The sequence below is a fragment of the Bacillus methanolicus MGA3 genome, from assembly GCF_000724485.1.
GTDB lineage: Bacteria > Bacillota > Bacilli > Bacillales > Cytobacillaceae > Bacillus_Z > Bacillus_Z methanolicus_A.
Map to the genome: position 1 here is coordinate 2,372,595 of NZ_CP007739.1, position 13,645 is coordinate 2,386,239.

General features: G+C 39.7%; 13 protein-coding genes and 1 pseudogene. All 14 read right to left on the bottom strand.

The window, feature by feature from the left end:
* Position 1 precedes the first annotated feature (1 nt).
* The gene (locus tag BMMGA3_RS11510; protein WP_004435802.1) at positions 2–967 is read right to left on the bottom strand and encodes a PhoH family protein; all 966 of its coding nucleotides are present in this window, start codon (positions 965–967) and stop codon (positions 2–4) included.
* Positions 968–969: 2 nt separating this feature from the next.
* Entirely contained in the window at positions 970–2,157 is a 1,188-nt protein-coding gene (gene yqfD, locus BMMGA3_RS11515; protein WP_004435804.1) for a sporulation protein YqfD, read from the bottom strand.
* 15 nt (positions 2,158–2,172) lie between these two features.
* Complete coding sequence (gene yqfC, locus BMMGA3_RS11520; RefSeq protein ID WP_004435806.1) at positions 2,173–2,457, bottom strand: sporulation protein YqfC; 285 nt, start codon at positions 2,455–2,457, stop codon at positions 2,173–2,175.
* Between the two features lie 192 nt (positions 2,458–2,649).
* Positions 2,650–3,132, bottom strand: a complete 483-nt coding sequence (locus BMMGA3_RS11525; RefSeq protein ID WP_004435808.1) for a hypothetical protein — start codon at positions 3,130–3,132, stop codon at positions 2,650–2,652.
* Between the two features lie 42 nt (positions 3,133–3,174).
* A complete protein-coding gene (gene floA / locus BMMGA3_RS11530; RefSeq protein ID WP_004435810.1) occupies positions 3,175–4,173 on the bottom strand; it encodes a flotillin-like protein FloA in 999 nt (332 codons plus the stop codon).
* Between the two features lie 15 nt (positions 4,174–4,188).
* Entirely contained in the window at positions 4,189–5,520 is a 1,332-nt protein-coding gene (locus tag BMMGA3_RS11535; protein WP_004435812.1) for an NfeD family protein, read from the bottom strand.
* A 198-nt stretch (positions 5,521–5,718) separates the two neighbouring features.
* Positions 5,719–6,165: a GatB/YqeY domain-containing protein gene (locus BMMGA3_RS11540; RefSeq protein WP_004435814.1), complete on the bottom strand. Its 447-nt coding sequence runs from the start codon at positions 6,163–6,165 to the stop codon at positions 5,719–5,721.
* Between the two features lie 15 nt (positions 6,166–6,180).
* Positions 6,181–6,354 carry a 30S ribosomal protein S21 gene (gene rpsU, locus BMMGA3_RS11545; protein WP_004435817.1) on the bottom strand — a complete coding sequence of 58 codons (174 nt, stop codon included), beginning with the start codon at positions 6,352–6,354 and terminating at the stop codon, positions 6,181–6,183.
* Positions 6,355–6,477: 123 nt separating this feature from the next.
* Entirely contained in the window at positions 6,478–7,143 is a 666-nt protein-coding gene (deoC, locus tag BMMGA3_RS11550; protein WP_004435819.1) for a deoxyribose-phosphate aldolase, read from the bottom strand.
* Positions 7,144–7,326: 183 nt separating this feature from the next.
* A complete protein-coding gene (gene mtaB / locus BMMGA3_RS11555) occupies positions 7,327–8,679 on the bottom strand; it encodes a tRNA (N(6)-L-threonylcarbamoyladenosine(37)-C(2))-methylthiotransferase MtaB (RefSeq protein ID WP_004435820.1) in 1,353 nt (450 codons plus the stop codon).
* 8 nt (positions 8,680–8,687) lie between these two features.
* Positions 8,688–9,437, bottom strand: coding sequence for a 16S rRNA (uracil(1498)-N(3))-methyltransferase (locus tag BMMGA3_RS11560; protein ID WP_004435823.1), 750 nt, complete (start codon positions 9,435–9,437; stop codon positions 8,688–8,690).
* Positions 9,438–9,531: 94 nt separating this feature from the next.
* Positions 9,532–10,470 carry a 50S ribosomal protein L11 methyltransferase gene (gene prmA / locus BMMGA3_RS11565; protein ID WP_038502380.1) on the bottom strand — a complete coding sequence of 313 codons (939 nt, stop codon included), beginning with the start codon at positions 10,468–10,470 and terminating at the stop codon, positions 9,532–9,534.
* A 20-nt stretch (positions 10,471–10,490) separates the two neighbouring features.
* Positions 10,491–11,618 (bottom strand): molecular chaperone DnaJ, encoded by a 1,128-nt coding sequence (dnaJ, locus tag BMMGA3_RS11570; protein ID WP_004435827.1) that lies wholly within the window; start codon positions 11,616–11,618, stop codon positions 10,491–10,493.
* Between the two features lie 166 nt (positions 11,619–11,784).
* Positions 11,785–13,617, bottom strand: a pseudogene (dnaK, locus tag BMMGA3_RS11575) (molecular chaperone DnaK).
* Positions 13,618–13,645 lie beyond the last annotated feature (28 nt).

Consider the following 13,645-nt stretch of genomic DNA (forward strand, 5'->3'; position numbering starts at 1 on the left):
GCTATTGATTCTCTGACTTTTCATAAGCTTCAATAATTTTTCCAACAAGGGGATGGCGCACTACATCACTTTGTTCCAAATGAATAAAGGCGATACCTCTTACATTTTGTAAAATTTCTTCAGCGGTAATTAATCCTGATTTTATCCCTCTTGGCAAATCTACCTGTGATTTATCACCAGTAATCACCATTTTTGAACCGAATCCCAAGCGGGTTAGAAACATTTTCATTTGCGCTTGAGTCGTATTTTGCGCTTCATCTAAAATGACAAAAGCATCGTCCAATGTTCTACCCCTCATATAAGCTAGCGGAGCAATCTCAATTGTTCCTCTTTCAATCAGCCTCAAGGTATGTTCAACACCCAAAATATCATGAAGGGCATCATACAAAGGGCGTAAATATGGATCAACTTTTTCTTTTAAGTCACCCGGCAAAAATCCAAGGTTTTCACCTGCTTCCACTGCAGGCCGAGTGAGAATAATCCTTTTCACATTGCCGTTTTTCAAGGCATTTACTGCCATAACAACTGCCAGATATGTTTTCCCAGTTCCGGCAGGACCAATCCCAAATACTAAATCATGTTTTCTTATGGCAGTTATATATTGGCTTTGACCAAGTGTTTTTACCCGAATCGATTTTCCTTTTGCATTTTTCGTGATTTCTTCTTCATATAAATCTTCAAAATAATCAAGTGTCCCTTTTTGTCCCAATTGTAGAGCATACATCACATCTCTTTGACCTACAGGAATCCCTTTTCGAATAACAGTTACTAATTTTTCAAGAATTTCGTTGACCATTTCCACTTTTTCGGTATCACCCGAAACAAATACTGTTTCCCCACGAGTTACAATCGAAACATTAAGTTCTTGTTCAATTATTTTCAGATTCATGTCGGAATTCCCGAACAAAGCAATTGCTTCATTTGGATTTTGTAAATGGATATCGATTGTTTTCAACTCTTCTGCCATTCTCAGTCTCCTTGGATAATTGGTTGTCCTTGTGCAATGTTTTCTATTATTTGAAAGTGAATTACTAAATTTACTTTACCATTCTCTATAGATTGGTGCAAAATTTTTTCGCCTTTAATCACTGCATCTTCAGGAAGACGGTTTTTAAGATCATTTCTCGCTGCAATTTTTGCCATCTTAATGGCATCCTCATTTGAATAAATTCTAGTTACCTTTTCCCTTTCACGAATTGTTTCGGTTTCAATCGATAATGGCAGGTTCCATTTTAAAAACCGGATATTTTTTTCGTGCCGTTCTTTTTCATACTCTGAATATTCCGGTTTTTTAAAGCCCCATACATTGATACGCAAGCTTCCTATTTTTAGATAATATTTCCTTTTCTCGTTTCCATTAAATACTTGAAAAGTACTTTTAAGAGGCAGGTCTACCTCTGACTTATACCAAGTTTCACCTAAAATTTCACCTTTGGCTGCAACGTTGACTATTTTCCCTTCTTTTCCATATGTTCCGGAAACAAGCAGTTGTCCGGGAAGAACATGTTCATGGACTTTGACGATCGGAACCCCTTTTTCAACAAACATGTCCACTATAACAGCCTTTTTTTTCGCTACTAAATGTCTTGGACTTAAATATTCAGATTTTTTCGGTTCTTTTTTTTCCACAATTTGAAAATGGAAGGTTGTCCCTTTTAATTCCACTCCAACCCAGGTTATCGCCTTAACATTGTTCGTTAACTCACGTTGGATTGATTCTACATCGTCTAAAAAAAATTGCAGTTTACCAATTTTAATCCCCATTTGGTTTAATTCTTTTCGGATTTGGTGTTCTGTAGCAGGGCTAGCTCCTTTTATTTCAATTCCCCAAATTGTATTTGATAAATAGATGATGAGAATAAAAAACAAGAGGATACCGATGATAAATCCACTGTTTTTCCATAGTCGCTTCAATAAAAAGGGGAGCCCGCCGCCATGTAAAAATTCAATCTTGCATTCGCTTTTTCTTGAAGCTATCCGCAATTTTTTTACATCAGGGAGTCTCATTTTAAAGGTGAGCGCGGCTGTTCCATGTCGTTTTACGTTCCAAATCAATATTCCGCTTTTTGTTAAATGATTAATGAACCTTTCAATTCCTTTGCCTGTTACTTTTACCGTTACAATTCCAATATAAAACATAATCCAATGGTTTTTCATCTTCTTCCCCCTGAATTATTCATCAATGTATAAAACTTGGTCTATTTTCCCTTCCAACAAAATTTCTTCAGGAAAGATGGTTTTTATTACAAAAGCATTTCCTTTTATTAGAAGTTGTCCTTGCTTTAATAACAGCCGCAGCTCTTTATCTGAAAAAGCTAATAGCCCTTGGTGGTTCTCAATATAGATATGAATTTGTCCGATCATGGTAATTCGGGGTAAATCCATCATGACATCTTGAGGAAGATCCATTTTTTTCGTCATCCAGTTTCTAATTAACTGGCCCCATTTTTTTGCCATAAAAAAAGAACCCCCTTTCATCTCATATGTATGAAATAAAAGGAAGTTCTAGCACTTAATTTTATCAAGAAAAGCGGAGCCGACTGATTATCCCCGACAAGCGCTGGATGTCCTGACGGTGAAGCCGCTTTTTGGCTTCACTGGCAGGACCGAAGCGACCTCGAGGGGATAGGAGGCGAAAGCTGGACAAGACTATCTTCTTTTATAGATGTAAGGCCTTTTGGAACGCGGAGGCCCTAAAATTTCCGAAAAAATAATTCCATTAAGAAGATTTGACTCTTCTACTGAAATTGATTTGTTGGAATCAATATGAGCGATATTGCTGATACTTAAGTCACTATTTTCAACAGAATTTCGGATTTGTCTTGCCTTCTGTTCAATTGCAGCTTGCTGTTTTTTTAAAGCAATGATCTGCTCTTCAGCTTTCTTTTTCTCTTCAGCATATTTCGCTTCGATTTCACCTAAATGGGCAATTGGCCTCTGCTTTTTCTTTTCCCTTTCTGGTCTTTCCATTTCTTTATGAACTGTTACTTCTTGTCTCTTCGGGTTACGCGGCCCGCCTGCAGTAAATGGTTTTGCAGTACTTGGTTTCTTTTGGTTTCCGTTTTGATTTTTAATCTGGTTATAAATGCTTGAAATGATCCCGATGACAATGGCGATAATAATTGTTTCCATTAGAGGCTTCCTACCTCCCTTCCTAAGAATTGGGTATACCTCCTACTCATTTTTGTTGCTGTCTTTTTTATCGCCTGTCATTTTTCCGATCGAATCTCTCATTTCTGTATCGGCTGATATATTTCGAATATTCATATAATCCATTACACCAATATTCCCTTGACGAAGTGCTTCTGCCATGGCAAGAGGTACGGTGGCTTCCGCTTCCACAACTTTTGCTCTCATTTCTTGAACACGGGCTTTCATTTCTTGTTCCTGAGCAACTGCCATCGCCCTGCGCTCTTCAGCTTTTGCCTGGGCAATTTTTTTATCAGCTTCCGCCTGGTCCGTCTGCAGCATTGCCCCGATATTTTTCCCGATATCCACATCGGCAATATCAATTGAAAGAATCTCAAAAGCAGTGCCCGCATCAAGTCCTTTTGTAAGAACAGTTTGCGATATCATATCGGGATTTTCCAGCACTTTTTTATGATTATCAGATGAACCGATCGTGGAAACGATGCCTTCACCAACACGGGCAATGACCGTTTCTTCTCCAGCACCCCCTACTAATCTATCGATATTTGCTCTAACCGTAATTCTTGCTTTAGCCTTTACTTCAATTCCATCCATAGCCACCCCGGCAATAAAAGGAGTTTCAATCACTTTTGGATTAACGCTCATTTGTACAGCCTCAAGTACATCACGGCCAGCCAAATCAATCGCTGCGGCTCTTTCAAAGGTTAATTCGATGTTGGCGCGCTGAGCAGCAATTAATGCATTTACGACTCTGTCGACATTTCCGCCTGCCAGATAGTGGCTTTCAAGCTGATTTGTTGTTACATTTAAACCGGCTTTATGTGCTTTAATTAACGGATTTATTACCCTATTTGGGATAACACGGCGAAGCCTCATCCCAATAAGCGTAAAAATACCGACACGGACTCCGGCAGCCAGTGCGGAAACCCAGAGCATAACCGGAACAAATGTTAACAGAACGGCAAGTAAAATAATCCCTAGCGCAACCAGAACAAGTATAATAGCTGTTCCTGAAGTAATCATTTGAGTTCCTCCTTGTTAATGATTATTATTTGAGTCGGGAATTTCCCTGACAATGACTCTTGGACCTTCTGCTTTAACCACTCTTACTCTTGCATTTTTCTGAATAAAACTGCCCTCGCTGACAACATCTATCCGTTCATCATTAATCACAACCGTCCCGGATGGACGCAGGGCTGTTAATGCATAACCTTCAAGGCCAACCAGCTCCGTACGGCTTTTATTAGCGACATAGCCTTTTTCCGCACTTGTTGAATCTGTTAAGACAATCTTCTTAAATAGTCTCATTTTTTTACCAAACACCTTTACCAATAAAATAGATGCAAGGATCGAAACGCCAATTGCAATCAACAATGAAATTCCCATATGAACGACATTTTCAGCAGATAAAAACAGACTGGCGATAATCGAAATAAATCCAAGTACGCCGGCAATTCCTCCGGTTATAAAAAATTCCAGTAAAATGAGGCCAACACCGATTACGAATAAAATGATCGTTTCATATCCCGCTAGACCGGCTACTATATGACCGTAGAAAAAAAGCAGCAAAGCAGATAAGCCCATAAATCCTGGAATGCCAAATCCCGGAGAAAACAGTTCTACAACGAGCCCAAGGCATCCGATTGTTAATAAAATTGGAATAACAATCGGGTGGGTAATGAATCGGACAACTTTATCTGCAAAACTTTCATCTATAGTCCGAATATCTGCATGAGCAAGCCCAAGCTTTTTAATCAATTCATCTAAATTTTTAACAATTCCTTCAGCATAGCCAGCTTTGATTGCCTGGTCAGATGTAAGTGTCAGCAAATCATCCTTTCCGTCTCCATATTCAGGTAATTCAACTTTTTCATCAGCCATTGCAAGGGCATAAATAGGATCTCGGCCATTTTTTTTCGCGGCGCCTTGCATTGCAGCAAACCAATAAGATTCCGCTTTTTTTCCGGCCGTATTTCCATTTTGGTCGATAACTGCCGCGGAACCAATTGTTGCACCCGGCACCATGTAAATTTCGTCTGCATTCAATGAGATGTAAGCTCCGGCAGACAATGCTTTGTTGTTAATAAATGCTATTGTTTTTATTTTTGCAGAAGACAGCAATTTTCCTATTTCAGCCGCTGCATCAACGGCTCCACCAGGAGTATTCACTTCGAAGATAACAGCTTCTGCTCCTGCCGCTTCTGCCTCGGAAACAGATCTTTTTAAAAAAGCATACAGTCCTTTTTCTACCGTACCTTCAATAGGAACAACATAGACTGTTTCATTCTTTGCTAACCCGTTGAACGGGATCAACATTAAAAATAATCCAACTGCGAAAAAGAGGACGGTTAAGGTTCGAACCTTTTGCACTCTTTCGCCTCCTTTCCATTTCTATATATTGTATTCCTTTATTACGATTTACTTTAAGAAAAGTTCCAAAAAATGTGGTTGATGAAAATTTATCCCTTATTAACGGGCGGTAGACCCCACTTATGGGAAGTTTTACTTTATCGATTTTTAAAACCATTAAAAAAGCCGCAAGCATTCGCTTGCGGCTTGATTCTAACATTATGAAAGGTGTTGTTGTACAAGTTTATTGACAAGTGATCCATCTGCTTTGCCTTTAACTTTAGGCATTATTGCAGCCATCACTTTTCCCATATCTGCTTTTGACGCGGCGCCTGTTTCAGAGATTGTTTCTTTTACGATCTCTGATAGTTCCTCTTCAGAAAGCTGCTTTGGTAAATATGCTTCTACATACTGGAGTTCAGTACGTATTTTTTCAACGAGGTCTTCACGACCGGCTTTTTCGAATTCCTGGAGGGAGTCCTTGCGTTGTTTTACTTCGCGAGAAAGAACAGTTAACTCTTCTTCTTCGGATAATTCTTTCTTTCCAAGCTTAATTCCCTCATTTTGCAATGAGGCCTTAATCATCCGAATAACAGAGAGTTTGTCTTTTTCTTTGCTTTTCATCGCTTCTTTCATATCATTATTTAAACGCTCGAGAAGACTCATTAATTACACCCTCTCTTACCACTTACGTTTTCTTGCCGCTTCAGACTTTTTCTTGCGTCTTACGCTAGGCTTTTCGTAGAATTCGCGCTTTCTAGCTTCTTGTAAAGTACCGGTTTTTGATACAGTACGTTTGAAGCGACGAAGAGCATCTTCAAGCGATTCGTTTTTACGAACGATAGTTTTAGACATTCTCTTTCCCTCCCTCCGAACACAACACACTAACATCCTACATGTAAAAACATGTACTTAGAAATTATAATATAATGCTCAAACAAGGTCAACAGCCATTAGCCCTTTTAAGTGCAAGTTTTCTTAATAATCAGATTCGCTTGTTAATCCTTTTACAATCGATACGCCCGAACTTGCACCAATTCGTGAAGCACCTGCTTCAATCATTTTTTTTGCATCTTCCGCACTTCTTACTCCTCCAGAAGCTTTCACACCAATATCCGGTCCAACTGTCTTACGCATAAGTTTAACATCTTCTACTGTTGCACCGCCGGTTGAAAAGCCTGTCGAAGTTTTCACATAGTCAGCACCTGCTTTTACCGCAAGCTCACAAGCACGGACTTTTTCTTCCTCGGTTAACAAGCATGCTTCAATAATGACTTTTGTAAGAGCTTGTCCTTTTGCTGCTTCAACAACGGCACGAATTTCTTTTTCAACAAAATCGTTATCGCCATCTTTTAAAGCTCCGATATTGATCACCATATCTACTTCCGCTGCACCATTTTCAATGGCATTTTTTGTTTCAAATACTTTTGTCTCCAATGTCGTTGCTCCAAGAGGGAAACCGATTACTGTACAAACATTCACACCAGAGCCTTCCAATAGTTCGCTCGCATATTTAACCCAGCCAGGATTTACGCAAACGGAAGCGAATTTATATTCTTTTGCTTCTTCACAAAGTTTTTTAATCTGTTCTTTTGTTGCATCAGCTTTTAATAATGTATGATCAATCATTCCAGCTATATCCATTATTAAAGTAGTTCTCCTTTCAAAAATGAGTTGTACGTACCTCTACAATCATATCATTATGGATCCAAAAATACGAGTAAATTATAATGAAATCCAGCTATTATCTACAAAAATATTTTTCCTCCTATTGCTTGAAAGAATTCATCATAAAGAAAAAGGAATTGTGTTACACAATTCCTTTTCTTATATTGCAGCCTTTTCTTGTTCATTCGCCTCATCGAGGACTCTTACGAATTGGCCTTCATTATATGGATATCCTGCTTTTGTAATTTTTACTTTTACAATTTTTCCTATCATTTCTTCTGTAGCAGGGAAAACCACTTTTAGGTAGTTATCTGTGTACCCTTCGTAAAGTCCGCTTTCCGGATCCCCTTTAAAACGTTCTTCAGGAATTACTTCAAGAACTTCTCCTTCAAATTGCGAAGCATATTCCTTGGCAAGCTGATCAGAAAGGGCAATTAAGCGATGAACTCGTTCATTTTTGACCTCTTCGTCAATTTGGTCGGCCATTCTGGCAGCAGGTGTACCTGTTCGTTTAGAATATGGGAACACGTGAAGCTCTGAAAATTTATGTTCTTTAATAAAATTATAGGTTTCCATAAATTCCTCTTCTGTTTCTCCAGGAAAACCAACGATAACATCAGATGTAACAGCTAATCCAGGAAGAGCTTCTTTCAGGCGGTTTAGTCGCTCAGCAAAAAACTCCATTGTATACTTTCTCCGCATTCTTTTTAATACTGTATTTGATCCTGATTGCAGAGGAATATGCAAATGTCTGACGATTACTTTAGACTTGTCCAATACCTCAATGACTTCATCTGTAATCTGGCTGGCTTCTATAGATGAAATACGAAGACGTTTTAAGCCTTTTACTTGAGCTTCTAAATCTCTTAACAACATGGCAAAATTATAATCCTTCATGTCTTCTCCGTATCCGCCTGTATGAATGCCTGTTAGAACAATTTCTTTATAACCTGCATCTACGAGCTGCTGAGCCTGGCGGATCACCTCCTGAGGATCGCGGGATCTCAACAATCCGCGCGCCCACGGGATAATACAAAAAGTACAGAAGTTGTTGCAGCCTTCTTGAATCTTTAATGAAGCACGAGTCCGGTCAGTAAATGAAGGTACATCAAGTTCTTCGTATACACGGTTTTTCATTATATTGCCTACAGCATTGATTGGCTGACGTTCTTTTTTATACTTTTCAATATACTCAAGCATTTTCGCACGGTCTTGTGTACCCACGACAATATCAACACCCGGAATTGCAAGAATTTCAGCTGGTGAAGTTTGCGCATAGCAGCCTGTTACGCAAATGACAGCATCCGGATTTTTTCTTATAGCCCGACGAATTACTTGAGGGCTCTTTTTGTCACCTGTATTCGTAACAGTACATGTATTGATCACATAGACATCTGCGATTGCTTCAAAATCAACGCGTTCATATCCTTGCTGTTTAAACAGCTGCCAGATAGCTTCCGTTTCGTAATGGTTTACTTTACATCCTAATGTATGAAACGCCACTGTTGACATAGTTGTGGTCACCCCAATAATTCAAAATGATAAGAAACGGCTGATAATGCGTATAATGGCGCCGTTTCTGTCCGCAATATTCTTGGCCCTAACCCGCAGCTTTTAAATCCGTTTTCCTTCAAAAGAAGAACCTCTTCCTCTGACAAACCGCCTTCTGGACCAAAAACAAAAAGAATGGATTCCCCTCTTTCCATTTTATTTAAAGTTTTCGAAAGAACGGAGGATTCTCTTTGTTTCGCATCTTCCTCAAATGCAACTAATTTATTGTCATATTTCTTGCTTAAATTAATCAATTCAGTAAACGAAACAGGGCTTAAAACTTCCGGAAGTTTTTGTCGATGGGATTGTTCGGAAGCTTCTTTCGCAATTTTATTCCATCTTTCGACCTTCCTGGAAGCTTTCTTAACATCCCATTTTACAACCGAACGGGTTGCAGTAAAAGGGATAAACTCCCATGCTCCCAATTCAGTGCCTTTTTGGATAATCCATTCAAATTTATCCCCTTTAGGCAATCCGCTCGCAATTGCAACTCGAACAGGCAATTCAGATGTTCCATCCATCCATTGTACAACGTTTGCAATCACTTGTTCATCGGTAATTTCTGCAATTTCACAAACCGCACTGGTTTCATCAGGACCGACACATACTATACGGTCTCCTTCTTTCATTCTCATGACCCGTACAATATGATGTAGGTCATCCCCTGTAATCGAAAAGCGGTTTTCGATTGCCGGATGGCTAACAAAGTATCTTTGCAAACGATGCACCTTCCTTCGTTAAGTATTTTTTAACACTGTCATATTCATAATGAGAAAAAGGCAGCTCCTGAAAGATTCAACCTTTAAGAAGCTATCAATTCTTGCGGGCAATAATTGAAACCCAATCTTCCATTTGAATAATTTCTTCTATTTCAAAACCGGCTTCAATGAGCGCGTCTTTTACAGCTTGTTTTTTTTGCTGAATAATTCCTGATGTAATAAAATAACCGCCTTTTTTTACAATCCTCGCTGCGTCATTTGTAAATCGAAGAATAACTTCTGCCAAAATGTTGGCTACAACAACGTCTGCCAGGTCTTCAATTCCATCCAACAAGTTATTTTGGAAAACAGTTACTATATGTTGAACCTTATTTAATTTCACATTTAGACGCGCAGCACTTACAGCAACATCATCAAGATCGAGCGCTTGGACCTGTTCTGCCCCCAGCAGTGCTGCTGCGATGCTGAGAACTCCTGAACCGGTACCGACATCAATGACACGATCCCCATTTTTAACCGTACGCTCAAGAGCTTGTATGCACATAACAGTCGTAGGATGAGTTCCTGTTCCAAACGCCATTCCTGGATCCAATTCTATAATAAGTTCATCGCTGTGTACCGGAGTATAATTTTCCCAAGTAGGAACAATCGTAAATTTTTCTGATATTTTAACGGGATTATAGTACTTTTTCCAGGCAGTCGCCCATTCTTCTTCATTTATTTCACTGATTGTAATTTTATTTAAACCGATGTCAATGTTGTATAGAATAAGATTATTGATCGCTTCTTTAATTTCATCAACCGTTTCTCCTAAAAAGCTGTTGACCGGAAGGTATGCTTTCACAATTACGCCTTCATCAGGATAATCATCCGGATTGAGCTGGTAGATTTCACCGAATCGGTCTTCTCTTTCTTTTATTAGATCATACTGATCTTCAATCACTACACCGCTTGCTCCTGCTTCATGCAAAATATTCGCAATAGGTTCAATTGCCTCATTGGTCGTATGAATGCTAATTTCTGACCATTTCACGATCTGCCAACTCCATTCCATTAATCACCTTTAAAGGCTCGTTTTACCTTTGAAAAGAAATTTTTTTCATGTTCCCCCTGAGGAACTTGACCGCTTATTTCCGCAAATTCTTTGAGCAACTGCTTTTGTCTCTCTGTTAATTTTGTAGGGGTGATAATCCGAACGTTAACATACTGGTCGCCAATTCCATAACCTCTGACATTTGGCACTCCCTTGCCTCGCAGTCTGAATCTTGTACCTGTTTGGGTACCTGCAGGTATTTTCTGCTTAACCTTACCGTGCAAAGTTGGCACCTCTATCTCGTCGCCAAGTGCCGCCTGGACAAAAGTGATTGGCATTTCACAATAAATGTCATCTCCATCACGTTTGAAAAATTCGTGTGGTCTGACATGAGCCACTATATATAAATCCCCTGGAGGACCACCATTAATACCCGGTTCACCTTCACCTGCAACTCTTATCTGCTGGCCGTCATCAATGCCCGCCGGAATTTTTACAGATATCTTACGGCGTATTTTAACCTTTCCAGATCCGCCACATGTTGAACACTTTTCTTTAATTTCTTTACCTGTACCGCTACAGTAATGGCAAACCCGCCTATTGACGATTTTACCGAAAGGTGTATTTTGTTCAGTGCTTAACTGGCCTGTGCCATGGCAATGTTTGCAAACTTCAGGTTTTGTTCCTCGTTTTGCCCCAGAACCATTACAGATATCGCAAGTTTCCTCACGAGGAATTTCAATATTGGTCTCTTTTCCAAAAACAGCTTCTTCAAAGTCAAGGGTCATCGTATATTGCAAGTCTGCCCCCTGTCTTGGCGCATTCGGATTTCTTCTTCGTGTTCCCCCTCCAAAAAACGCGCTGAAAATATCTTCAAAGCCGCCAAAGCCTCCGAAATCAGCTCCTCCAAAGCCTCCAAATCCCTGGTTCGGATCGGTATGGCCAAATTGGTCATATTGGGCACGTTTTTGATCATCACTTAAAACTTCATAGGCTTCCTTAATTTCCTTAAACTTTTCATCGGCACCCGGTTCTTTGTTTATATCAGGATGATATTTTTTTGATAGTTTTCGGTACGCTTTTTTTATTTCATCCTTAGATGCATTTTTGCTTACTCCAAGGACTTCATAGTAATCCCTTTTACTCATGATTACCACTCCCCGATTCCTTTCACATAAAGATAATTGTAACACTTCTTAACAATAAGGTGCAACAGAAAAGCAGATTGATTAACCTTTACAAAGAAAAAGCCAAAGCCAAGTATGACCTGACTTTGACCTTTTCTGAATAAGTATTGGAAAGAAAGGGTGCTTGTTATTTGTCGTCTTTTACCTCTTCAAATTCAGCATCTACGACATTGTCATCTTTTTTCATGCCATCTTGCCCCTGGGCATTTTGTGCAGCTTGAGCTTGTTTCGCTGCTTCTTCATAAAGCTTGACTGTTAAATTTTGTACGATTTCTTGCAGAGCATCTTTTTTAGCGCGAATTTCATTGAGATCGTTTTTCTCAATCGCTTGTTTTAAGGCATCTTTCGCTTCGTTCGCTTTTGTAACTTCTGCTTCATCCACTTTGCCTTCAAGATCCTTTAATGTTTTTTCAGTTGTAAAAACTAACTGATCAGCTTCATTCCGAAGTTCCGCTTCTTCTTTGCGTTTTCTGTCTGCTTCAGCATTCTCTTCTGCTTCTTTAATCATCCGCTGAATTTCTTCTTCAGATAAGCCCGTAGAAGATTTGATTGTAATCGCCTGTTCTTTATTTGTGCCAAGGTCCTTTGCACGAACATGTACAATTCAGTTCTTATCGATATCAAAAGTTACTTCAATTTGTGGAACTCCACGCGGCGCAGGAGGAATGTCTGTCAATTGGAAACGGCCCAATGTTTTGTTGTCGGCAGCCATTGGACGCTCACCTTGAAGCACGTGAATATCAACAGCTGTTTGGTTATCAGCGGCAGTTGAGAAAATTTGCGATTTTGATGTCGGGATCGTCGTATTCCGTTCAATTAGTTTCGTAAATACGCCGCCCATTGTTTCAATTCCAAGGGAAAGCGGTGTTACGTCAAGCAATACTACGTCTTTTACATCACCGGAAATGACGCCGCCCTGTACCGCAGCTCCCATTGCCACTACTTCATCCGGGTTAACACCTTTATGAGGTTCTTTACCGATTTCCTTCTTAATGGCTTCTTGTACAGCAGGTATACGTGTAGAACCGCCGACAAGAATGACTTTGTCGATGTCAGCCGGAGTAAGTCCAGCATCTTTTAATGCCTGGCGAGTTGGTCCCATTGTTCTTTCAACAAGATGGGCTGAAAGCTCTTCGAACTTAGCTCTTGTCAACGTAACTTCTAAGTGAAGCGGTCCAGATTCTCCTGCAGTAATAAATGGCAATGAAATTTGCGTTGTTGTAACTCCAGACAAATCTTTTTTCGCTTTTTCAGCAGCATCTTTCAAACGCTGCAATGCCATTTTGTCTTTTGAAAGGTCAATTCCATGTTCTTTCTTAAACTCGTCTACTAAATAATCAATGATCACTTGGTCAAAGTCGTCACCGCCAAGGCGATTGTCACCTGCAGTCGCTTTAACTTCAAATACACCGTCGCCTAACTCAAGAATCGAAACGTCAAATGTTCCGCCGCCAAGGTCATATACAAGAATGGTTTGATCTTCTTCCATTTTATCAAGACCATAAGCTAATGATGCAGCAGTCGGTTCATTTATAATACGTTCTACTTCAAGTCCGGCAATCTTTCCAGCATCTTTCGTTGCCTGGCGCTGTGCATCATTAAAATATGCAGGAACGGTAATAACTGCTTTTGTTACCTTTTCGCCTAGGTAGTCTTCCGCATAAGATTTTAAGTATTGAAGGATAATAGCAGATATTTCTTGCGGAGTATATTTCTTTCCTTCAATTTCCACTTTATGATCAGTGCCCATGTAACGCTTAATGGAAATAATCGTATTAGGGTTTGTAATCGCTTGGCGTTTTGCTACTTCCCCTACCAAGCGCTCGCCGTTTTTAAATGCTACAACAGAAGGAGTCGTTCGGTTTCCTTCCGGGTTTGGAATCACCTTTGGTTCGCCGCCTTCTAATACGGCAACACATGAGTTAGTCGTACCTAAGTCAATACCGATAATTTTGCTCATGTTCTAACCTCCCGATTTACTACGTAAT

Coding starts and splice junctions, on each gene's coding strand:
- BMMGA3_RS11510 (WP_004435802.1), bottom strand. CDS start 967: ATGGCAGAAGAGTTGAAAACAATCGATATCCATTTACAAAATCCAAAT.
- yqfD (WP_004435804.1), bottom strand. CDS start 2,157: ATGAAAAACCATTGGATTATGTTTTATATTGGAATTGTAACGGTAAAA.
- yqfC (WP_004435806.1), bottom strand. CDS start 2,457: ATGGCAAAAAAATGGGGCCAGTTAATTAGAAACTGGATGACGAAAAAA.
- BMMGA3_RS11525 (WP_004435808.1), bottom strand. CDS start 3,132: ATGGAAACAATTATTATCGCCATTGTCATCGGGATCATTTCAAGCATT.
- floA (WP_004435810.1), bottom strand. CDS start 4,173: ATGATTACTTCAGGAACAGCTATTATACTTGTTCTGGTTGCGCTAGGG.
- BMMGA3_RS11540 (WP_004435814.1), bottom strand. CDS start 6,165: ATGAGTCTTCTCGAGCGTTTAAATAATGATATGAAAGAAGCGATGAAA.
- rpsU (WP_004435817.1), bottom strand. CDS start 6,354: ATGTCTAAAACTATCGTTCGTAAAAACGAATCGCTTGAAGATGCTCTT.
- deoC (WP_004435819.1), bottom strand. CDS start 7,143: ATGGATATAGCTGGAATGATTGATCATACATTATTAAAAGCTGATGCA.
- mtaB (WP_004435820.1), bottom strand. CDS start 8,679: ATGTCAACAGTGGCGTTTCATACATTAGGATGTAAAGTAAACCATTAC.
- dnaJ (WP_004435827.1), bottom strand. CDS start 11,618: ATGAGTAAAAGGGATTACTATGAAGTCCTTGGAGTAAGCAAAAATGCA.